Source organism: Paraburkholderia sp. SUR17 (assembly GCF_029536165.1).
GTDB lineage: Bacteria > Pseudomonadota > Gammaproteobacteria > Burkholderiales > Burkholderiaceae > Paraburkholderia > Paraburkholderia kururiensis.
In genome coordinates this window covers 2,750,552-2,772,751 of the sequence record NZ_CP120508.1, presented here as the reverse complement: position 1 = coordinate 2,772,751, position 22,200 = coordinate 2,750,552, and the positions used below count along the sequence as shown (strand labels likewise).

15 protein-coding genes and 1 tRNA gene are annotated in these 22,200 nt (G+C 65.9%); 7 read left to right on the top strand and 9 right to left on the bottom strand.

The window, feature by feature from the left end:
* Window positions 1–29 precede the first annotated feature (29 nt).
* On the top strand, window positions 30–1,343 hold the full coding sequence (gene phoR / locus P2869_RS12190; protein WP_017776189.1) for a phosphate regulon sensor histidine kinase PhoR: 1,314 nt from the start codon (window positions 30–32) through the stop codon (window positions 1,341–1,343).
* A 90-nt stretch (window positions 1,344–1,433) separates the two neighbouring features.
* On the opposite strand, the gene ppk1 is transcribed toward phoR, so the two are convergent.
* Window positions 1,434–3,497: a polyphosphate kinase 1 gene (gene ppk1 / locus P2869_RS12185; RefSeq protein WP_017776190.1), complete on the bottom strand. Its 2,064-nt coding sequence runs from the start codon at window positions 3,495–3,497 to the stop codon at window positions 1,434–1,436.
* Window positions 3,498–3,685: 188 nt separating this feature from the next.
* Here ppk1 and ppx point away from each other — a divergent pair, with 188 nt between their 5' ends.
* Window positions 3,686–5,266 carry an exopolyphosphatase gene (gene ppx / locus P2869_RS12180; RefSeq protein ID WP_277596631.1) on the top strand — a complete coding sequence of 527 codons (1,581 nt, stop codon included), beginning with the start codon at window positions 3,686–3,688 and terminating at the stop codon, window positions 5,264–5,266.
* A 123-nt stretch (window positions 5,267–5,389) separates the two neighbouring features.
* On the opposite strand, the gene P2869_RS12175 is transcribed toward ppx, so the two are convergent.
* Together P2869_RS12175 and P2869_RS12170 are read right to left on the bottom strand one after the other, a co-directional pair.
* Window positions 5,390–6,208 carry a GNAT family N-acyltransferase gene (locus P2869_RS12175; RefSeq protein ID WP_017776192.1) on the bottom strand — a complete coding sequence of 273 codons (819 nt, stop codon included), beginning with the start codon at window positions 6,206–6,208 and terminating at the stop codon, window positions 5,390–5,392.
* Window positions 6,209–6,388: 180 nt separating this feature from the next.
* Window positions 6,389–6,850 carry a histidine phosphatase family protein gene (locus P2869_RS12170; protein WP_017776193.1) on the bottom strand — a complete coding sequence of 154 codons (462 nt, stop codon included), beginning with the start codon at window positions 6,848–6,850 and terminating at the stop codon, window positions 6,389–6,391.
* 135 nt (window positions 6,851–6,985) lie between these two features.
* Here P2869_RS12170 and P2869_RS12165 point away from each other — a divergent pair.
* A tRNA-Pro gene (locus tag P2869_RS12165) sits at window positions 6,986–7,062 on the top strand.
* Window positions 7,063–7,145: 83 nt separating this feature from the next.
* Here P2869_RS12165 and P2869_RS12160 read toward each other — a convergent pair.
* The 5 genes from P2869_RS12160 to P2869_RS12140 form a co-directional block, all read right to left on the bottom strand.
* On the bottom strand, window positions 7,146–8,417 hold the full coding sequence (locus P2869_RS12160) for an FAD/NAD(P)-binding oxidoreductase (protein WP_017776194.1): 1,272 nt from the start codon (window positions 8,415–8,417) through the stop codon (window positions 7,146–7,148).
* Window positions 8,418–8,524: 107 nt separating this feature from the next.
* Window positions 8,525–9,907: a TolC family protein gene (locus P2869_RS12155; RefSeq protein ID WP_017776195.1), complete on the bottom strand. Its 1,383-nt coding sequence runs from the start codon at window positions 9,905–9,907 to the stop codon at window positions 8,525–8,527.
* A gap of 42 nt (window positions 9,908–9,949) precedes the next feature.
* On the bottom strand, window positions 9,950–10,159 hold the full coding sequence (locus P2869_RS12150; protein ID WP_017776196.1) for a DUF2892 domain-containing protein: 210 nt from the start codon (window positions 10,157–10,159) through the stop codon (window positions 9,950–9,952).
* A gap of 10 nt (window positions 10,160–10,169) precedes the next feature.
* Entirely contained in the window at window positions 10,170–13,412 is a 3,243-nt protein-coding gene (locus P2869_RS12145) for an efflux RND transporter permease subunit (protein ID WP_277598127.1), read from the bottom strand.
* Window positions 13,413–13,434: 22 nt separating this feature from the next.
* A complete protein-coding gene (locus tag P2869_RS12140) occupies window positions 13,435–14,454 on the bottom strand; it encodes an efflux RND transporter periplasmic adaptor subunit (protein WP_277596630.1) in 1,020 nt (339 codons plus the stop codon).
* Between the two features lie 522 nt (window positions 14,455–14,976).
* Between P2869_RS12140 and P2869_RS12135 the strand changes: the two genes are divergently transcribed.
* A complete protein-coding gene (locus P2869_RS12135) occupies window positions 14,977–15,327 on the top strand; it encodes a metalloregulator ArsR/SmtB family transcription factor (RefSeq protein WP_026121738.1) in 351 nt (116 codons plus the stop codon).
* A gap of 138 nt (window positions 15,328–15,465) precedes the next feature.
* On the opposite strand, the gene P2869_RS12130 is transcribed toward P2869_RS12135, so the two are convergent.
* Window positions 15,466–16,134 carry a Spy/CpxP family protein refolding chaperone gene (locus tag P2869_RS12130; RefSeq protein ID WP_325101035.1) on the bottom strand — a complete coding sequence of 223 codons (669 nt, stop codon included), beginning with the start codon at window positions 16,132–16,134 and terminating at the stop codon, window positions 15,466–15,468.
* Between the two features lie 254 nt (window positions 16,135–16,388).
* Here P2869_RS12130 and P2869_RS12125 point away from each other — a divergent pair, with 254 nt between their 5' ends.
* The 3 genes from P2869_RS12125 (at window position 16,389) to P2869_RS12115 (ending at window position 22,076) form a co-directional block, all read left to right on the top strand.
* Entirely contained in the window at window positions 16,389–19,037 is a 2,649-nt protein-coding gene (locus tag P2869_RS12125) for a PAS domain-containing sensor histidine kinase (RefSeq protein WP_017776201.1), read from the top strand.
* Window positions 19,038–19,140: 103 nt separating this feature from the next.
* The gene (locus tag P2869_RS12120) at window positions 19,141–20,349 is read left to right on the top strand and encodes a ligase-associated DNA damage response exonuclease (protein ID WP_277596629.1); all 1,209 of its coding nucleotides are present in this window, start codon (window positions 19,141–19,143) and stop codon (window positions 20,347–20,349) included.
* Window positions 20,346–22,076 carry an ATP-dependent DNA ligase gene (locus tag P2869_RS12115; RefSeq protein ID WP_017776203.1) on the top strand — a complete coding sequence of 577 codons (1,731 nt, stop codon included), beginning with the start codon at window positions 20,346–20,348 and terminating at the stop codon, window positions 22,074–22,076. The genes P2869_RS12120 and P2869_RS12115 overlap by 4 nt, the downstream gene beginning before the upstream one ends.
* Window positions 22,077–22,200 lie beyond the last annotated feature (124 nt).

Here is a 22,200-nt window from a genome sequence, read left to right as displayed (position 1 = left end):
TGCGCGTAACGCTTTCCATCGCTACATCCATGAACATCATCTGGGTGCGCTCCATCGTGTCGGTCGTGCTGCTGGCTGTGCTGTGTGCCGGCGTCGGCGCGTTTTTCGGCATCGAGGCGGCCTTGATTCTCGCGGTCGTCGTGCTGCTCGCGCAGGGCTTCTTCAGCACGTTTCACAAGCAGCAGCTCTGGCGGCTGCTCGATGCCCCTGTGTACGGCGAGGTGCCGAGCGCGCCCGGCGTGTGGGGCGAAATCTATTACCGGCTGCACAAGCTCGCGAAGCGCTGGCATGCGCAGGTGCGGCAGGTGGAACAGCAGCACTCGCGCTTCATCCAGGCGATCCAGGCGTCGCCGAACGGCGTGGCGATGCTCGACGACCACGACCAGATCGAGTGGTGCAACGCGATTGCCGAAGTGCATTTCGGACTGGACGCGAAGCGCGACCTGCGCCAGCACATCACACATCTCGTGCGACAGCCCGAGTTCGTGCGCTATCTGAATTCGCAGCAGTACGACGAGATGCTGATCATGCGCGGCATGGGCGAGAAGCGGCAGAACGTGCTGTCGGTGCAGGTGTTTCCGTACGGCGAGAACCGCAAGCTCGTGCTCTCGCAGGACATCACGGAACTCGAACGAACCGATTCGATGCGACGCGACTTCGTGGCCAACGTGTCGCACGAACTGAAGACACCGCTCACGGTGCTGTCGGGCTTTCTCGAAACCATGCGCGAACTGCCGCTCAGCGAATCCGAACGCACACGCTACCTCGACATGATGGAGCAGCAGGCCTCGCGCATGCGCCACATCGTGACGGATCTGCTCGTGCTCGCGAAGCTCGAAGGCGAAGCCAAGCCGCCTGGCGAGCGGCTCGTCGACATGTCTGCCGTGCTGCGGCACGTGCGCGACGATGCCAGCACGCTCTCCGAAGACCGGCATCGCATCACGTATGACATCGACGAAGGGCTCACGGTCAAAGGTGCGGAAACCGAGATTCTGAGTGCGCTCGGCAATCTCGTCATGAACGCGATCCGCTACACGCCGGACGGCGGCAAGGTGCACGTCGACTGGCACATGGAAGGCAACACCGCGGTGTTTTCGGTGACGGACAGCGGGCTGGGCATTCCCGCGGCCGATATTCCGCGTCTGACCGAGCGGTTCTATCGTGTAGACCGCAGCCGTTCGCGCGACACGGGCGGCACGGGTCTTGGGCTGGCCATCGTCAAGCACGTGCTGCAACGGCACGATGCGCAGCTCGAAGTGAAGAGCGAGGAAGGGCGGGGCAGCAAGTTCACGGTGCGGTTCCCCGCTGTACGCACGGCGCGCTGCCAGACCACTGCGGCTTGACGTTGCGCCTCCGCGGCCGCAACTGAGGCGCGGTAAGTCACGTAAGTCACGATACGGCCGGCGCAACGCCGGCCGTATCGCTTCAGCAACTCACGAACAGAACTTCGCGAGCAGGCTCAGTTGTGCATTGCGCGACGACTTGCCGGGGCGGCGCCGGCGATAATGCCCGTCACTCTGCATGAGCCACGCCGACTGATTGTCTCCGAGGTACACCGAGAGCCCTTCCGCAATCACGCGTCGCTTCAGGCGCCGGTTCTTGATCGGGAACGCTACTTCCACGCGACGGAACAGATTGCGGTCCATCCAGTCGGCGCTCGAAAGGTAGACGTTCTCTTCACCGCCCGCATAGAAGTAGTAGATGCGATGGTGCTCGAGAAAGCGTCCTACGATGGAGCGCACCGTGATGTTCTCTGAGAGTCCCTCCACGCCGGGCTGTAGCGCGCACACGCCACGCACGATCAAGTCGATCTTTACGCCGGCCTGCGATGCTTCGTAGAGCTCGTCAATGACGCTCGGCTCGAGCAGCGCATTCATCTTCGCCACGATGCGCGCCTTCTTGCCTGCACGGGCACGTTCCGCTTCGGCGCGAATCGAGCGGATCAGTTGCGGGTGCAGCGTGAACGGCGACTGCCACAGATCGTGAAGAGCGAGCTCGCCACCAATACCCGTCAGTTCCTGGAACACGTGGTGCACGTCTTCGCAGATCTTCGGGTCGGCGGTCATCAAACCGAAGTCGGTATAGAGGCGCGCCGTGCGCGGATGGTAGTTGCCCGTGCCCAGGTGCACGTAGCGCTTGAGGACCATCTTGCCGTTCATGGGCGTGCGCCGCACGATCAGCATCATCTTCGCGTGGCACTTGTGGCCCACCACGCCGTACACCACGTGCGCGCCCACCGCTTCGAGCTGCGACGCCCAGTTGATGTTGGTTTCCTCGTCGAAGCGCGCGAGCAGTTCCACCACCACGGTCACTTCCTTGCCGTTGCGCGCGGCCTGCATCAGCGCATCCATCAGCGGCGAGTCGGTGCCGGTACGGTAGATGGTCTGCTTGATGGCAACGACGTTCGGATCTTTCGCAGCTTGAAGCAACAACTCCAGCACGGGCTGGAAACTCTCGTACGGATGATGCAGCAGCACGTCGCCCTGATCGATCACGTCGAAGAGACTCGTGCTGGCCGCGACCTGCGAGGGGATCGCCGGAATATGCGGGACGAACTTGAGGTCGGGCCGGTCCACCATCTCGGGCAACTGCATGAGCCGCACCAGATTCACGGGGCCATCGACGTAGTAGCAATCCTTTTCCGAGAGCGCGCTTTCGTCGAGCAGGCGTTTGACGAGATGCGGCGGCGTTTCCGCGGAGACCTCGAGCCGCACTGCGTTGCCCAGGTGCCGTGCGGGCAGTTCGCCTTGCAGCGCAACACGCAGGTTCGTGATTTCGTCTTCGTCGACGAAGAGTTCGCTGTTGCGCGTAATGCGGAACTGGTTGCAACTGCGCACGACGAGATTCGGAAAGAGTTCGTTCACGAAGCGCTGCAGCAGCGAACTCAGCAGCACGAAACCGTGGGCGAAGCCGGAGAGTTCTTGCGGCATGCGCACGAGCCGCGGCAGCGCGCGCGGGGCCTGAACGATGCCCATCATCGCCTGGCGGCCGAAAGCGTCTTTGCCTTCCAGCTCGACCACGAAATTCAGGCTCTTGTTAAGCACGCGCGGAAAAGGATGTGCGGGATCGAGCCCGATGGGCGTGAGCACCGGCAGCAGTTCATCGAGGAAATAGCCGCGTGCCCATTCCGTCTGCGCTTCGTTCCACGCTTCGGTGCCGTGGAAATAGATGCCTTCCTGTTCGAGGGCGGGCAGCACGGTCTCGTGCAGCATGGCGTACTGGCGATGCACGAGCTTCTGGGCGCGTTCGACCACGAGGTCGTACACATGCTGCAGCGACATGCCGTCGGGCGAGAGTGCGCCCGGATTGTCACGCATCTGTTCGTGCAGCCCCGCCATGCGGACCTCGAAAAACTCGTCGAGATTGCTGCTCGTGATGCAGATGAAACGCAGCCGTTCGAGAAGCGGCACGGCGGGGTCGGCGGCTTGCGCGAGCACGCGCTCATTGAAGCCCAGGATGCCCAGTTCGCGATTGAGAAGGGGGTAGCGGGCGGACATCGGTTGGGAGAATGGGGTGTCGGTAGACTTGAGTGGACCGTCGGAAATTCTCACAATAACGTGGCATTCTTATGACATTCGGGCTGTCACAAATTCTACGCTGTATTTTCGGGCCACCGTAAATAGGATGCGGTATTGAGCAGCATTCCGGCGCGAGGAGCGACATCGTGAGGTCCGCAACGCTTAAAATGGCGACTTTGAACAGCGCTGCGCTGGCCCGTGCGGCCTTGCTGGCGCGTATGGAACCCGCTCAATCGATGGTCAATACTCCGCATCTTCTCGCCGCAGTGGATCTCGGCTCCAACAGTTTCCGGCTGATCGTCGGGCGCGTTGAGGAAACCGAAGCCGGCAGCCAGATCTACCAGGTCGATGCCCTGCGCGAACCCGTGCGTCTTGCCGCCGGCCTTTCAAAAGACAAGATGCTCGACCGCGCCTCGCAGGTGCGCGGCTGGGACGCGCTGAAGCGTTTCGGCGAACGGCTGCGCGATTTTCATCCTGATCACGTGCGTGCGGTGGCCACCAATACGCTGCGTATCGCGAAGAACGCGCGCGAATTTCTCGTCGAGGCGGAAGCGGCGCTCGGGTTTCCGATCGAAGTTATCGCGGGCCGCGAAGAAGCGCGGCTCATCTATGCGGGCGCGGCACATTCGGTGCCCGCGAGCGCGGGCAAACGGCTCGTGGTGGATATCGGCGGCGGTTCCACGGAATTCATCATTGGCCAGCATTACACGCCCATCAAGATGGAGAGCCTGTATATCGGCTGCGTGAGCCACAGCCGCGGCTTCTTTCCGGCGGGCAACGTCGACGAGTACACGATGCGCCAGGCCGAACTCGCTGCGCGCCGCGAAATCCAGATCATCTCGACCGAGTACAAGGACGCGGGCTGGGAGCAGGCAATCGGCTCGTCGGGCACGGCGCGCGCGCTGGCCGAACTCGTGGAGGCGAATGGCTTCAACGACGCCGGCATTACGCACGGCATTTCGCGCGGCGGTCTCGAGCGACTCAAGCGCGCGCTGATCAAGGCCGAGAACGTCAACCGCCTCAAGCTCGTTGCGCTCAAGGCCGACCGCGTGCCGGTGCTCGCGGGCGGTCTCTCGATCATGATTGCGGTATTCGACGAACTCGGCATCGACTACGTCGATACGACCGACGGTGCGCTGCGTCTTGGCGTGCTCTACGACCTGCTCGGGCGGTCCCAGCACGAGGACATGCGCACCGTGACGGTGGAAGGATTCATGCGCCGTTACGGTGTGGACCGTGCGCAGGCGGTGCGCATCGGCGAGCTTGCCGTGCAGTTCTACGACCAGTTCGAAGAGGCCGACGAGGAAGTGTGCGCCGAGAACCGCATGTTTATTTCGTGGGCGGCTTCGCTGCACGAAATCGGGCTTTCCATCTCGCACAGCGCCTATCACAAGCATTCGGCGTACATCGCGAGCAACGCGGACATGCCTGGTTTTTCGCGTACCGATCAGGCGCGCCTTGCCGCGCTCGTGCTCGGCCACGCAGGCAAGCTCGGCAAGCTCTCGCAGACGCGCGAAGTGGAGTGGCAATTGCTGTTTTGTCTGCGCCTCGCCGCGTTGCTGTCGCGCCGCCGTGCGGACGTCGGCTTGCCCGAGATCACCGTGGCGCGCGAGGGCAATGGTTACGAGGTGCGTTTGCCCAAGGAATGGGTGGTGAACAACCCGCTGACGGACTACAGCCTTATTCAGGAGGCTGCGGAGTGGGAGAAAGTTGGCATTCCGTATCGTGTGGTCTACACGGACAGGTAGCCTTTCCGCTGCGGCGGCACGCAACCATGCTGTGCCGTTTCGTTCGATATCCCGATGAAAAAGAGCCCGGCATGCCGGGCTCTTTTGTCTTCGTTCGCGCGACGGCTGCGCTTGTGTCGGCTTTCAGCGCGGCAGTGCGTCACCGAGGAAGTGACGGGCGTAGCGCGCGTTGATTTCCGAGAGGCGGAACAGCGTGAGGAAGTCGGCCGTGTTGAAGTCGGGATCCCAGGCCGGTGCGCCGCAGATCTTTGCGCCAAGACGCAGATAGCCCTTCACGAGCGGCGGCGCCACAGCAACGGCACCCGTGCGCAACTCGTCGACCGGCAGCGGCGTGTGCGGGAACGCGCGATATTCGGGTGCCGTGAGCGCGCTTTCGTCGAGCGACGCGTAAAGGTTCGCGGCGTAGTGGCCACCGTCCACCATCGGTACGCTCGCGCAGCCCAGCATCGTTTCGTAGCCGTTCTGCATCATGTATGAGCCGAGGCCCGCCCACAGCGACATGATGACGGAACCACTGCGATAGTCGGGGTGCACGCACGAGCGGCCCACCTCGACCATCTTCGAGCGCAGATGCGTGAGGCGTGAAATGTCGAACTCACCTTCGGCATAAAGGCGGCCGATGCGCGCTGCCTGATACGGCGGCAGCACGCGGTAGGTGCCCACGACCTTCAGCGTGTCGAGGTCGCGAACGAGCAGGTGATCGCAGTACGCGTCGAAGGCGTCGACGTCGAGACCGGCCGGGCCCGTCAGATGCGCGCCCATTTCCTCGGCGAAGACGCGGTAACGCAGACGCTGCGCTTCGCGAAGCTCTTCGTCGCTGCGCGCCCAAGCCACCTGCAACCGATGCTGGGCCGTGATCGTTTCCTCCGCGTGCGGCAGGCGACGACGCGGCTCGAACGGGATCGAAGCGAGGGGCAGGGTGGGCGTCGGCAGTTCTCGCATGGGGCGTTCCTGGTCGTAAAAAGGGGCTTCACTTGAGCGCCAAATATAGTAATGACCGGTGACGCTTCCATGGCAAACCAGTGACGATTCGATGACGTATCGTAAGGCTGACATGCAGGCTGACATGCGGCACCCATCGCGCGCGGAACGGCCGTTCCACGCCTTCCATGCCCCCTGCATTCAGACCAGGTCCGGGCTCATGACCGCGCGCAACACGGCCTCGTCGTGGCCGTTACGCTCGCGGCTTTCGAACCACCAGAGGCCGCCTTTCTTCACGGCCCAACTGCTTTCGCCGCTGCCTGTCAGCAGCAGGGCCGCCACTTCGCCGAGCGTAGGCTGATGACCGACTACGACGACGGTCGATGCGATGCCCTGGGGCCAGCCGGCGGCGGAAAGGATGTCGCTTGCGCTTGCGCCGGGTGCGATGTCGCGCACGACACGGTATTGGTCCGAGAGCGCTTCCGCGGTCTGCACCGTTCGTGTAGCAGGACTCGCGATGACCATGGCATCGTTGTCCAGTCGGGAGCGCAGCCACCGCGCAACGTTTTGAGCCTGCTTGCGGCCACGCGTGGTGAGCTGGCGCGCGAGATCGGTCGCGGCGACATCTTCGGCCTCGGCGTGGCGCCATAGGATGAGGTTCATGCGGCGTCTCCTTGAGTGGGCGTATCTCGCATGGTGCATGCGGGATGCCTCGCGCGGCAAGACGCGACGTGACGGTGGTCAGAGGCTCCCTGGTTTGACGGATCGAGCGCGTTCTGGGTAGAATGTTGGATTACTCGGAGCGTAGCGCAGCCTGGTAGCGCATCTGATTTGGGATCAGAGGGTCGTAGGTTCGAATCCTATCGCTCCGACCAGCAACACCAAGGGGTTACCCGCCTTCCGGCCGGTAACCCCTTTCTGTTTTGTCCACCTGAATTTCACTCCTCACGAAGAAGCCTCACGCCTTCAGCTTCTTCACTCCGAGCCAATCCAGCACCATGCGTTCATAGGCCGGTTCCGTTCCGCCCGTGCGCATGCGGTGCATGAAGTACTTCTCGAAGCCGATCTTGGCCACGTGCACCCACTTTCCTTCGCTCGACCAGTTGAGGTTGCGCGGCGGAATCTGCGGGAGGGCGACGAAGGCGACGCCGCGGTCGCCGAAGTCGGCGAGGCACACGGCATTCCACGTGGCGCGCGTCGACGGTTCGCGTCCGTCGAGCACCGCGCGGATGTTTTCCGCCGTCGCGCTCACCATCGACTCGATCATGAATCCCGTTTTCGGCACGCCGGTGGGCACGGGTGTGGTCTCGATCGGCGCAATGGCCACGCACACGCCCACCGCGTAGACGTTGGCATACGTGGGATTGCGCTGGAACTCGTCGATCACGACAAAGCCACGCGGATTGGTGAGCTTCTCGATGCCGGCTACGGCGTCCACGCCTTTGAACGCGGGCAGCATCATGGCGTAGCGGAACGGCAGTTCATGGCTGCGCCGTTCGTGGCCCAGGTCGTCGTACTCAGTGACGAACATTTTGTCCGCTTCCACGCGCGTGGTCTTTGCGTTGCAGATCCACTTGATGTCGTGCTCGCGCATGGCCGACTCCAGCATGCCCTTGGAGTCCCCGACGCCGCCCAGGCCGAGATGCCCGACATATGGCTCGGCCGTGACGAACGTCATGGGCACGCGGTCGCGGATTTTGCGTCGGCGCAGGTCGGCGTCCATGATCATTGCGTACTCGTACGCCGGGCCGTAACACGACGCGCCCTGGACCGCGCCCACCACGATCGGCCCCGGGTTGGCGACGAACGCGTCCCACTGGCTCGCGGCCTGTTCGGCGTGATCGACATGGCAGATGGACGCCGTATGCCCTTGCGGCCCCAGGCCGTCCACCTCTTCGAACGCCAGTTTCGGACCCGTCGCAATGACGAGGTAGTCGTAAGAGAGCAGCCTGCCGTCCGTCAGTTCGATTTCGTTGCGTTCGGGGTGCACGCGCTTCGCGCCCGAAGCGTCGAAGCCGATGCCTTTGCGATCGAGCACGGGGCGCAGTTCGACGTCGACATCCTCGCGCTTGCGCCATCGCACGGCCACCCACGGATTCGACGGCACGAAATGGAAATGCGTGTCGTCCGAGACGACGGTCACGCGATCGTCGTGACGTGCCGCCTTGCGCATTGCGTAGGCCATCGACAGGCCGCCGAGGCCTGCCCCCAGAATCACGATATGAGCCATGGTGTCTCCTCCTTGGGTGCGCCACGTGGCGCAGGGAATCTCTTTCTGTCGGCCGCCTTCTTCTCCATGGAGCGGTACGGTCAGCGCGTTCCGCGCGATGACTGCGATCAGTGCAGCAGGGCGTTGATTTGTGCGAGCTGCTCCTCGTCGAGTTCACCGGCGGCCGCAGCCAGCCGCAGCCGGTTCAGCGCAATCTGATAACGCGCCGCCGCGAGGTCGCGCCGTGTCGCGAACAACGCCTGCCCCGCGTTGAGGACGTCGATCGACGGGCGATCGCCTGCTTCGAAGCCCGTGCGGTTTGCGTCCAGCTGCAATTCGGCCGAGTGCAGCGCCTGCGTGAGCGCCGTGACCTGGACCTTCGAACTCTGCAAGCCGAGGAACGCCTGCCGCACCTCGCGCGCAACGGCGACGCGCGCGGCGTCTTCATCCAGCCCCGCGCGGTTGAGGAGCGCTGCGCTTTCTTCTGCCTTCGCGCTGCGCAGGCCGCCCGTGTAGAGCGGAATGGTGACCATGATGCCGACCACGGCGCTGTTGCTGCGCATCGAGCTGTTGCCGCCGTAGCCCGCACCGTTCATGCGGTCGCCGATGTACGAGGCGAACGCGTCGACCGTCGTGCCGGCGCCGGGCCGGTAGCGCGAGGTCTCCGCCTGCGCGTTGTCCACGCCAAGCCGGCGCAGTTCGATCAGCGGATTGCCGGTCATGGCGCGCGACTGCCAGTCGGCGAAGTCGCCCGCCTGGACGGACTCCAGCGCAGACTTCACGGCCGCCGTGTTGCCGGGGCGGCGCAGCGCCGTGTCGGGATTGCCGGTGAGGTCGCGCAGTTCGGCGCGCTTGAGGTCGAGCGCCGTTTGCGCGGCCAGCATCTGTGCCTCGGCGAGATCGGCGCGCGCCTTGGCGTCGTTGACGTCGGTGATCGCGGCGTCGCCCGCTTCGAAGCGGCCCTGGGCGATGCGGCTCGCCTCGAGCGCCGCTTCGCGCGTGGACTTCAGCGCGGCGACATCGTCTTCGGCGGCGAGCACGGCGAAGTACGCCTGGGCAACCTGGAGCAGCAGCGTTTGCCGCGCGAGCCGCAGCGAGGCGTCGCCCGCGTCCGCCGCATTGTTCATCTGTCGGGCGTCGGCGTTCTTTGCTGCGCTGTAGAGGTTCTCTTTGATGGTCACGGCCCAGCCCGCACCCGTGGCGCCTGCTGCACGCGTATCGAACGCGATGCCGTTGCTCGACCCGAAGCCGCCGCCGGCGAAGTGCGCGCCGGTCGTTTCCTGATCGACGGTTCCGTAGCGCACGTTGCCGGTCGCGAAGACCTGGGGCAGGAAGCCCGCGCGGCCCTGCTTGCGCCGCGTTGCGTCGGCCTGGTTCTGGGCCACGGCGGCGGCATAGACCGGATCGTGGGCGAGCGCATCGTGGGCGGCGGCGAGCAGGTCGGTCTCGGCGTGCGCCACTGAACTGACCGCCGCGAGCGCGATCGCCCATGCAGACAGGCTGAATCTCATGGCAGCCACCGTTCGGTACGCGACATCATCGGCCCCCGCGCTTCATGCACCGCCGCGCACGCCGAGCTTGCGCAGGAAGATTTCCATTGGACACCACTGCGTCAGGCCGCTTTGCAGCAGGTTGGCGCCCACGAACACCGTGACCCAGAGCCACCAACTGCTCATGAAAAGCGGACTGGCCGGCGCACCGAGCGCCAGCGTGACGAGGATGACGATGCCCGCGAAGACGCGCGTGATTTGCCAGGAGGTCATGATGGGCTCCTTAGGAGTGGGAAGGAGAGGACGGCACGGCCGCGAAACGCCGCCGGTACGCCGTGTAGTAGAGCAGCGGGATCACGACGAGCGTGAGCAGCGTCGAGACCAGCACCCCGAAGATGAGCGAGACGGCGAGGCCGTTGAAGATCGGGTCGTCGAGGATGAAGAGCGCGCCGATCATCGCCGCCACCGCCGTAAGCAGAATGGGCTGCGCGCGCGTGGCGGCCGACTGCACGACCGCGTCGCGGAACGGCACGCCGGCCGCCACCTGCAGATTGATGAAGTCCACCAGCAGGATCGAATTGCGCACGATGATGCCGGCGAGCGCGATCATGCCGATCATCGACGTCGCCGTGAACTGCGCGCCGAGCAGCGCGTGCCCCGGCATCACGCCGATGATCGTGAGCGGGATGGGCGCCATGATGATGAGCGGCGTGAGGTATGAGCCGAACTCCGCGACCACGAGCAGATAGATGAGCACGAGGCCCACCGCGTACGCGATGCCCATGTCGCGGAACGTTTCGTAGGTGACCTGCCATTCGCCGTCCCACTTGATGGAGAAGCCGCGATACGGGTCGTCGGGCTGGCTCACGAACCATTCCCCAAGCGTGCCGCCGCCCGGCACGGGCAGCTTCGCAAGGCGACCACGCATCTCGAACATGCCGTAGAGCGGACTGTCTACCTTGCCGGCCATGTCGCCCACCACATAGGTAACGGGCAGCAGATCCTTGTGATAGATGGGCTGCTCGATGTGGGTGTCGCGCTGCCGCACCAGTTCAGAGAGCGGGACGAGCTGACCCTCGCTGCCACGCACGGTCAACGCGAGCAGGGCCGAGGCGTCGCCGCCCAGCGTGGCGGGCAACACAAGACGGACCGGCGCGGGATATTTACTGCCGTCGCGAACATAGGTGACGTCGTCTCCGGTGAGACCGGTGCGCAGCGTCTGCGCGACGTCCTGCTGCGATACGCCGACGAGGCCCGCCTTGCGCCGGTCGAGTTCGAAGTCGCGCTGGGCCGCGGCCACCACCGTGCTGTCGTCGATATCGACCACACCCGGCGTCGCGGCGAACACGCCGCGCACCGCATGCGCGACGGCATTGCGCTGCGGCGCGCCCGCGCCGTACACCTCGGCCACGATGGGCGCGAGCACCGGCGGCCCGGGCGGCACTTCCACCACTTTCACGCGCGCACCGTTGCGCTGCGCGATGCGCTCCAGCGCGGGCCGCACCGACGTCGCGATGGCATGGCTTTGCCGGTGGCGCTTCGACTGCTCGACGAGATTGACCTGAATGTCGCCCACGTTGCCGCCCGCGCGCAGGTAGTACTGACGCACGAGTCCGTTGAAGTTGATGGGCGCACTGAGCCCGGCGTAAGCCTGCCAGGTCGCCGTCTCCGGCACCGTGGCGAGGTAGGCGCCCATCTCGTTCAACACGCCGGCGGTTCGTTCAAGCGGCGTGCCCTCGGGCATGTCGACCACGACCTGGAACTCCGATTTGTTGTCGAAGGGCAGCATCTTCAGCACGACGAGCTGAAGCACGGGCAGCACGAGCGACAGCGCAATGGCGCCCGCCACGCCGAGCCACAGCAGCTTGCGGTTGCGCGAGCCGCGCGTTTCGTCGAGAAACGGCGCGAACACGCGGGCAAAGAACGGCTGGAGCTTCGCGCGCAACTTGCCCTGGGCACCTTCGCCGCTAGTACTGTCTGTGCCGTGATGACTGTGAGCAAGCCACATGCGCGAGAGCCACGGCGTGACGATGAACGCGACGGACAGCGAGATGGCCATGCCCATGCTCGCGTTGATCGGAATGGGGCTCATGTACGGCCCCATCAGGCCCGTGACGAACGCCATGGGAAGCAGCGCTGCAATCACCGTGAGCGTGGCGAGAATGGTGGGGCCGCCCACCTCGTCCACGGCGCGCGGAATCACGGACGCAAGCGGCGCATGAGGCTCCAGTTGCCGATGGCGATGAATGTTCTCGACGACCACGATCGCGTCGTCCACGAGAATGCCGATGGAGAGAATCAACGCGAACAGCGACACGCGGTTCAGCGTGAAGCCCCAGGCCCACGATGCGAAGAGCGTCGCGGTGAGCGTGAGGACCACGGCCACGCCGACCACCGACGCCTCGCGCCAGCCGAGCGCGAAGAGCACGAGCACCACGACCGAGGTGGTGGCGAACGCGAGCTTCTCGATCAGCTTCATTGCCTTCGCGTTGGCCGTGACGCCATAGTCGCGTGCCACTTCGACTTTCACGTCGGCGGGAATCACGGTGTTGCGCAGCGTGTCGACGCGCTGTAGCACGTTCTTCGCGACCGTGACGGCGTTTTCGCCGGCCTTCTTGGTGACCGTGACGGAGACGGCCGGATACTGCGCGGGATGCGCGCCGGCAATGCCTTCCCACACATAGTGTGTCGGGGCGGGCGGACCTTCCACCACGGCCGCCACGTCGGAGACGAAGACGGGATGACCGTTGTGGACCGCGACGATGACGTCGCCCACGTCGCGTGCGTTGTCCAGCACCGGGCCGCTCTCGATGTGGATGCTGCTGTTCTCGCGCACGAGGTCACCCACCGTGGCGCTCGCGTTGGCGGTAACGAGCACGCGCCGCAGGTCGTCTACCGTGACGCCCGCCGCGCGCATGCGGCCGGGATCGAGCAGTACGTTGACGGCACGTTGCGGGCCGCCAAGGGTGGTCACTTCGCGCGTGCCAGGCACACGCTTCAGTTCCGCCTCGATGGAATGGCCCACGCGCTCCAGGTCGTATGCGTTGCCGCCCGGGCGCGTGGAGTACAGCGTGAGCACGACGATGGGCACATCGTCGATGCCTTTGGGTTTGATGAGCGGCGGCAGCACGCCGAGGTTTTTCGGCAGCCAGTCCTGGTTGGAGAATACGGTGTCGTAGAGCCGCACGAGCGCTTCCGTGCGCGGCACGCCCACCTTGAACTGCACCGTCAGCACGGCAAGCCCCGGGCGCGACACGGACATGACATGCTCGATGCCGCTGATCTGCGCCAGCACCTGTTCGGCCGGCCCCGCGACCATGCGCTCCACGTCGCGCGCGCTGGCGCCGGGGAAGGGCACGAGCACGTTCGCCATCGTGACGTTGATCTGCGGCTCTTCTTCGCGCGGCGTCATCACCATCGCGAAGAGACCGAGCAGCAGGGCGACGAGCGCAATGAGCGGCGTGATGCGGTTCTCGAGAAAGAACGCGGCGATGCGGCCGGAAATGCCCAGCTTCGGCGTGTCCATCGTCATGACGTGGCCTCGCCCTTCAATGCTTTGCGGCCGCGAGCGGATCGAGCGCGATGCGCTCGCCGGCCGACAGTCCCGCGAGAATTTCGACCTGGTCGGCACGCGTTTCGCCGGGGCGCACCTGGCGCAGCGACGCGCTGCCGTCGTTCGCGACGACGTAGACCGCCGTGACTTCGGTGCGACGCACCACGGCGGCAAGCGGGACCATCAGGCGCGGGCGCGGTGAGCCGACGAGGAAATGGGCGCGCGCGAACATGCCGGGGCGGGCCACATCGCCCGCCGACGCGGGTAAGGCGAGCCGCACCTTGACCGAGTCGCTCAGCGGGTCGGTGACCGGCAGCACCGTGACCGACGCCGCGGTTTGCCAGTGCTGTGCGCCTGGCACGTCGGGCAATTCGATGCGCACCGGCAGATCCGTGCGCAGTGCCGTGGCGCGCGATTGCGGCACGGTCGCGACGGCGCGCAGCGCAGCGGGATCGAAGAGGGCGACGAGCGGCATGCCTGGCATGGCCATCGAGCCCAGCTCCACGTCTACGCTCGCAATGGTGGCGGCGTAGGGCGCCGCGATGTTGTGCAGGCTTGGGCCCACAGCGGCGGCGCCGGCGTCGGCCTGTCTTGCTGCCGTCATGGAAGATGCCGACTGGTAACGGGCTTTCGCGCGGTCCAGTGCAGCCTGGCTCACGTATTTGCGGTCGAACAGGAATTGCGTGCGTTCCAGTTCGCGTCGTGCGACATCGAGTTCCGCTTGCGCGGCGGCAGCCTGGGCGCGGACCGCCGCCAGTTGCTGGTCGGCCGCGCGCTGGTCGACGGCGAGCAGCTTTTGGCCTGCGCTCACGTGGTCGCCGGCCTTGACGAAGAGCCCCGTGATACGGCCGGAGACCTGGGCGGCGATGTTGGTCTGGCGCGCCGATTCCACGACCGCGTCTGTGACGATCTCGTCTGCAACCGGCGTGGGTTCGACCACGAGCGTGGCCAGTTTTTCGGCGTGAGCAGCCGGCACGGCGATGCCCAGTGCCGCGGCAAGCGCCCACCTCCGCAACAGCGGAGCCGCTCCGTGGCGGGGACCGTCTCCTTGCGTCAGAACGCTGCGCCGCGCGGGCAGGGTGCACGTTGCCTGCGCAGGCCTTCCCATTGGTCTCGACGCTTGTTCTTGATGTTCGTTGTTCATGGTGTGGCAACCATCGATGATGCAGATGCTGGTTTGCAGCCGATGCGCACACGGGCGCCATCTGCTGCACGTTCAATCTTCGGCCTGTGTTTCCTGCTGCTTTTGACTCACGTCAACGCCGGGTTCGTGCGAGTGTTTTCCCGATACCCTCGCGGCGCGCCCGCGCGGGAAGCGTTCCGGCGGACGGTACAATGCCGGCGCGCTGCGGCCTGTAAAGACGCATCGGGCGGAACCCTTGCCAGCGTGGACGACGGAGCGGGTCGTTGCAGCGATGAAATCGAAGAAGGGCGCCACCTTGGACCCCATTCCGGGCGCCTTTCGATATACACAAAACTAATATATATTTTTGTATATTGTTAGTCAATGATGACCGGACAGGACGTCATGAAAAAGATGCCAGCCTCCATACCGACACAGGCGCTCACCGGACTGCGCAAGTCCGCGGCGCAATGCAGTGCGCTTCTCAAGGCCATGGCGCACGAAGACCGTCTGCTGCTTCTTTGCCAGTTGACGGAGGGCGAGTTCAACGTCGGAGAACTCGAAGAGCGGGTTGGTCTGCATCAGCCCAGTCTGTCGCAGCAACTGGGCGTGCTGCGCGAGGAAGGACTGATCGCGGCGCGACGCGACGGGAAGTACATGTACTACAGCCTCGCCAACCCGGCAGTCGTCTCCATCATGGAAACGCTTGCGGAGTTGTACTGCGGCCGCGCAGCACGCAAAACGGGCGCGGGCTCACGGAGTTAGCCGCGCCGTACCCGGGCGTTTCGCGCGCGTTCACGGCGCTCGACAGGCTCATTCGGGCAGGCCCACCCAGCCGGCTTACTCGCCGGCGGCGCCATGCCGTTATGCCGCCATGCCGCCATGCCGGCTCCGCGGCCATGCTCACCAGCCGAGCTCTTCCTGCTGGTTTTCGAACGTGCGAAGCTTGTCGAGTTGCGCTTTGGTCAGCACCGCCTGCATGCGCTTGTGAGCGTCTGCCGACGAGTCGATCATCTTCTGACGAATGCCGTCGATCGCCTTGTACGCGTCGTCGATCGCAGCGGCGTCGCGTTTGGGCGCGTCGTAAAGATCCCGCAGCTTCGCCTGCTGATCCATCATGCTGCCCATCAGCGCCCAGTGGGTTTTGCGCGTTTCGTCCTGTATCTGGTGGATCTTTCCGCGCTGTTCGTCGGTGAGGTTCAAGCCGCCCGTCCACGCGTCGGACATCATCATGCCCGGGCCCATACCGTAACCGTAACCGCGCATCATGCCGCGGCCCGCGCCGTAGCCCATCATGCCGCCGCCATAGCCCGGCCCGGCCCCGCCCATCATGCCGGGCCCCCATCCGTAGCCGCCTCTGCCGCATGGCGTCTGCGGCGTGCCATCCTGTCGCGAGGGGGATTGTGCAAGCGCGCTCGCTCCCAGGGTTGCCGCGACGACGACGCCGGCAAGACAGAGCGCAACGCGTTTCGGGTACGAAGCAGTAGACATGGCCATCTCCATTTGATCGGTCGGCTGCAAGGGCAAAGAGAACATCTGCACCGAGTTTAGAAAGACAGGCGAGGCGCCCATTGACTCACGTCAACCGGTGTCCGCGCAGGGGGCGTCGAGGCATGCCGGATTGACCGAAGGATTGACCAAAAACGGTGAGCCGCGCCGCCGCGCCCGGTGAGCAAACATGCCGTTTCCCCGTGCCGCGCAGGAGACCCCGCATCGCTGCCGGTTTATCCTTGCGCTATGCTTGGCGAATGAGTTCCAGCGCCCATTCGCCCGCCGCACGGCCCCGGGAAGCTGGAGCAGATCTCACCTGACACGCGCGGGGCTCCATGGAAAACATCGGACATGAGACGCCCGAAGGGCAGGGTGCCGTGTTGCCCGTGGACGCGGCGCGCCTCGCGCAGACGGCCGCCAGTCCGCAGGCCCTGCTGCATCTGTTGAGCGTTGTGCTCAACCTCGTTCGCGAGGCGGCCTATCTGATCGACGAGGACGCGCGTTTTCTCTACGTCAACGACGAAGCCTGCCGCTCGCTCGGATACGACCGCGACGAGGCGCTGACCTTGCGCGTCATGGACATCGATCCCGAGTGGACCGACACGCGCTGGCGCGAGGCCTGGGACGAGTTGCGCGCGAAGGGCTCGCTCCTTGTCGAATCGACCCATCGGCGCAAAGACGGTCTGACCGTGCCTGTCGAGATCACGGCGAGTTATTTCGAGCACGGCGGGCGTGCCTACAACCTCGCGCTTGTGCGCGACATCACGGAACGCAGGCGGGCCGAAGGGCTGGCACTGGCGCAGTTCGAACTCGAGGCGCAGTTCCGGCGGCTCGCCGAAAGCACGCCCGACATCATCTGCCGCTACGACCGGCAATGCCGGCTCGTCTACGCGAACCCGGGCCTCGCCGCGATCATCGGCCGGCCCGTGCAGGACATGCTGGGCGCGACGCCCACCGGGCACACCGAGGATCCGCAATTTGCCGCATACGAGGCCGCCATTGCGGCCACGCTTGCAACCGGCGAGTCGCGCACGCTCGAACTCGTGTTCGGCGCACACGGGTGCGATCTGCGCTATCACCACGTCCGCATCACTGCGGAGCGCGGGCCGCACGAGGAGATCACGGGCGTGCTCGCGATCGGCCGCGACATCACCGAACGCCGCAACGCGGAAGAGCGGCTCTATGCGAGCGAGCAGGCGTTTCGCGCGCTCGTCGAGCATTCGCCCGATTACATCGCGCGCTACGACCTCGCGTTCCGGCGCGTCTACGCCAACCCGGCGCTGCTTGCGCTGCTCGCGCCCGCCGAGGTTCGTACGAGGGGCGTGGCGGCCATCGAGACGTCGCCCATCACGGACATTCCCGGCTACGTGGACCGGCTGCGGCACGTCGTCGAAACCGGCGCGGAATGGGTGGACGAAGTGCGGTTTCGCAACCGCCAGGGCGAGCTGCGCTGGGGCCATATGCGGATGGTTCCGGAGTTCGCGCCGGACGGACGCGTGGCTACCGTGCTCGCCATCTGCCGCGACATCGATGGACTCAAGCGCAGCGAGGAGCGCTTTCGCACGCTGGCCGAAAACTTCCCCGATCCGCTCGTCCGTTTCGATAGCGAATGCCGTTATCTCTACGTGAACCCGCGCGTGTCCGCGACGAGCGGCGTTTCGCAGGACGCGTTCGTCGGCAGGCGGATCGGCGAGATGAGCGCGGGCGTCAACGGCGTCCAGACGCGCATGCTGGAAGACGGCATTCGCGAGGTGTTCGCCACCGGCGAGGCCCGCGGGCTCGAAACGCACTGGGCCACGAACGGGGTGGGGCGAATCTACGAAGCGCGCCATATTCCCGAAAAGGACGCCGAGGGCAAGGTGGTGAGCGTGCTCACCGTGGCGCGCGACATCACGCCGCTGAGAACGGCCGAACTCGCCGCGCGCGCGAGCGAGGCCGCGTTTCGCACGCTGGCCGAAAACGCGCCGGAGATGATCGTGCGTTACGACCGCAGCGGCCGGCATGCCTACGTGAACCCGCGGTTCGAAGCAGTGTGCGGGGTGGCGGCCGAGGACGCGCTCGGCAAGACGCCCGCCGAATTGCCGGGCACGGCGATGCCCGAACTGCCGGCCATTACGACGACGCTCGAAGAGGTCATGGCAAGCGGCGTCGGCACGCGGTTCGATCTCACGTGGGAACGCGACGGCAAGCCGGTCGGCTGGCACGTGAGTGCCGTGCCCGAGCGCGATGCGGGCGGCGACATACGCGGGGCGCTCACCATCTGGACCGACATCACGGAACGGTTGTATGCCGAGCATCAGCTGCGCGATTCGTATGCCTTGCTGCAGGAACTCACGTCGCGGCGCGAAACGGCCCGCGAGGAAGAGCGCAAGCGCATTGCCCGCGAACTGCACGACGAACTGGGACAACACCTGACCGCGTTGCGCATGGGCGTGTCGGCTCTGCGGCTCGAATTTGCGCCGCACCATCCCGTGCTGGCCGAGCGTTGCCAATACCTGCTCGGACTCGCCGACGACACCATCGGCGTGGTGCGCAACGTCGTGGCTTCACTGCGGCCCGCGGCGCTCGACGCGGGCATTGTCGCGGCGCTCGAATGGCTCGCGGCCGAGCTTGCGCGCGATGGCCGCATCCGGTGCCGTCTGCGCGTGCCCGACGACAGCCTCGTTCTCGACGAGGCGCTGGCCGTCGCGCTCTTTCGCATCGTGCAGGAGGCGCTGACGAACGTCGTGCGGCACGCGTCGGCGGAGCAGGTCACGATCTCGCTTGCCCAGGCGAACGACGACTGGGTGCTCGAAGTGCGCGACGACGGGCGCGGCTTCGATTCCACGACCGTGCGCGAGAAGTCGTTCGGCCTTGTCGGCATGCGCGAGCGCGCGCTGATGCTGGGCGGCGAGATCTCGATTGCGAGCGCGCGGGGCTGCGGCACCTCCGTTGCCGTACGCATTCCGATGAACGGCGCACAGCGCATACGGCGCACGGACTGAACGCGTCGCGCGGGTGAGGTTGCTGGGGTGGGCATGGCCGGCGTGCGTCGGCTGGCGCCGTTAAACTGACGAAATCGCTTACGTCCTGCCGCAAGCTTTCGTCTTGAATCCTTCTGCCGACCTGATCGTTGCGCGCCCCGAAGGTTTGTATTGTCCGGCGGGCGATTTTTATATCGATCCGTGGCGTCCCGTGGAGCGGGCCGTGATCACTCACGCGCACGCCGATCACGCGCGGGCCGGGCACGGCCGTTACCTTGCGTCGGCCGCCGGTGCCGGCGTGCTGCTCGCGCGACTGCCCGGCATCAGCCTGCAAGCCGTGGCGTATGGCGAGCGGCTCACCCTCAACGGCGTGACGGTATCGCTGCATCCCGCAGGCCACGTGCTCGGCTCGGCCCAGGTGCGGCTCGAACATCGCGGTCGCGTGTGGGTGGTCTCCGGCGACTACAAGCTCGAAGCGGATCCCACCTGCGATGCTTTCGAGCCGGTGCGGTGCGACACCTTCATCACCGAATCCACTTTCGGCCTGCCCGTGTACCGATGGGAACCCGCGCACAGCGTGTTCGAAGGCATCGACTCGTGGTGGCGCCACAACGCGGCGCAGGCGCGCGCGTCGGTGCTGTTCTGCTATTCGTTCGGCAAGGCGCAGCGCATTCTGGCGGGCGTCGATGCCGCCATCGGCCCGATCTTCTGCCACGGCGCGGTCGAGCCGCTCAACCGCGCGTATCGCGCGGCGGGCGTGGCCTTGCCCGAGACGCGGCTCACGGCCGACGTGCCGCCGAAGGCGCGCGACGTGTTCAAGGGCGCGCTCATTGTTGCGCCGCCTTCCGCGCAGGGCAGCGCGTGGCTGCGCCGCTTCGGCAATTACGGCGACGCCTTCGCGTCGGGCTGGATGCGGCTGCGCGGCACGCGTCGCCGGCGCGGCGTGGACCGCGGCTTCGTGCTTTCCGATCACGCGGACTGGCCCGGGCTTCTGAGCGCGATTGCTGCGACGAAGGCTGAACGCGTCATCGTCACGCACGGGCATGTCGAGCCGCTCGTGCGCTGGCTGCGCGAGACAGGGCTCGAAGCCGAAGCATTCGCGACCGAGTACGGCGGCGACGCAGTGGAAGCGGACGCGGCGGCGCAGTCGCTTGATGCCGCGGCGGCGGGTGGATCGCCTGAATCGCCCGCATCGCTCGAATCGCTCGCGCGAAAGCAGTCGGCATCGCGGCACGATGCCAACGCTGGCGACCACGCGGAGGACAGCGAACGCGCGGACGCAGGCGAGAACCCGGACACCGCCGCAGATGCTTCCGGAGACACGCCGTCATGAGGCGTTTCGCTGCGCTCTACGCGGCGCTGGACGCCACCACGTCCACGCGCGACAAGCTCGACGCGCTCATCGCGTACTTCCGTACGGTGCCGCCCGAAGACGCGGCGTGGGCCTCGTACTTTCTCGCGGGCGGCAAGCCGCGGCAGTCGGTGCCCACGCGTTTGCTTGTCGAGATCGCGCGCGAGCGCGCAGGCTTGCCCGAGTGGCTCTTCGACGAGTCGTACGAGGCCGTGGGCGATCTCGCGGAAACCATCGCGCACATCCTGCCGCCCGCAGCACGCACGACGGAACTCGGTCTCGCGCAATGGATCGAGGACCGGCTGCTGCTACTGCGCGGCGCCGCGCCCGAGACGCTGCGAGAGCGGCTCACTGCGTGGTGGGACGAACTGGACTGGAGCGGCCGTTTTCTGCTCACCAAGCTGATTGGCGGCGGCTTCCGGGTGGGCGTGGCGCGGCAGCTCGTCGTGCGTGCGCTGGCCGATGTAGCGGGCGTCGATCACAAGCTCGTCGCCCAGCGCATGGTCGGCTGGACGGATTCGCGTCAGACGCCGGACGCCGCGCGCTATCTGCGCCTCGTCGCGCCCGCGTGGCAGGAGAGCGCCCGCGACGGCGACACGCAGACCGGACAGCAGCCGTTGCGCGCGGACCTCGCGACGCAGGTGCATGCGGGCGACGCCGGACTGCCGTATCCGTTCTTTCTCGCGCATCCGTTGCAGGACGAGCCGTCGTCGCTCGGCGCGCGAAGCGACTGGCTCGTGGAATGGAAGTGGGACGGCATTCGTGCGCAACTCGTCAAGCGCGCGGGATGCGTGTGGCTGTGGTCGCGCGGCGAGGACCTGATCACCGAGCGCTTTCCCGAGATCGAAGCGCTTGGCCGCGCGCTGCTGGACGGTTACGTGATCGACGGCGAAATCCTCGCGTGGGCGCCCGGCGCCGCCGTGCCGCTGCCGTTCGCGCAACTGCAGCCGCGCATTACGCGCAAGACGCTCACGAAGAAGGTGCTGGCCGACTATCCGGCCACCTTCGTGGCCTACGACCTGCTCGAAGCGCAAGGCGAAGATCTGCGGACCACACCGCTCGAAGTGCGTCGCGCGCGGCTTGAAAAACTTGGCTCGCCCGGCATGTCGGGCGAGCCCGCAGTCGAGGTTGCCGCGCCGCCGCTGCGTCTGTCGCCGCTCGTCACGGCGGCCGAGGCACCGGACTGGGCCGCGCTCGCCGCACTGCGCGAAGAAAGCCGCGCGCGCGGCGTGGAAGGCCTGATGCTGAAGGGGCGCGAGTCGCTGTACGGCGTGGGTCGCACGAAGACGGCGGGCGCGTGGTGGAAATGGAAGATCGATCCCTACGCGGTGGATGCGGTGCTGCTCTACGCGCAGCCCGGACACGGCCGGCGCGCCAGCCTCTACACGGACTTCACCTTCGCCGTGTGGGACGAGGCCGGCGGCGTGCGCACGCTGGTGCCCTTCGCCAAGGCCTATTCGGGGCTCACGGATGCCGAGATGCGCGAGGTGGATGCGATCGTGCGCAAGACGACGGTCGAGAAGTTCGGCCCGGTGCGCAGCCTGCGGCCCACGCTCGTGTTCGAAATCGGCTTCGAGGGCATTCAGGCGAGCGGGCGGCACAAGTCGGGCGTGGCCGTGCGCTTTCCGCGCATGCTGCGCTGGCGTACGGACAAGAGCATTGAAGACGCCGATACGCTCGCCACGCTGAAGGGCTTTATCAAGGGCTAGAACATCGCCTGATGTGTCCCTTTGTGGGCGTCGTTACGTGCCCTTTTTGTGCAGGCGGCGTGTTCGCCATTCCTTATCGAAACCTCTTCCCGTTCCTTCTTCGATACTGTATAAACATACAGGT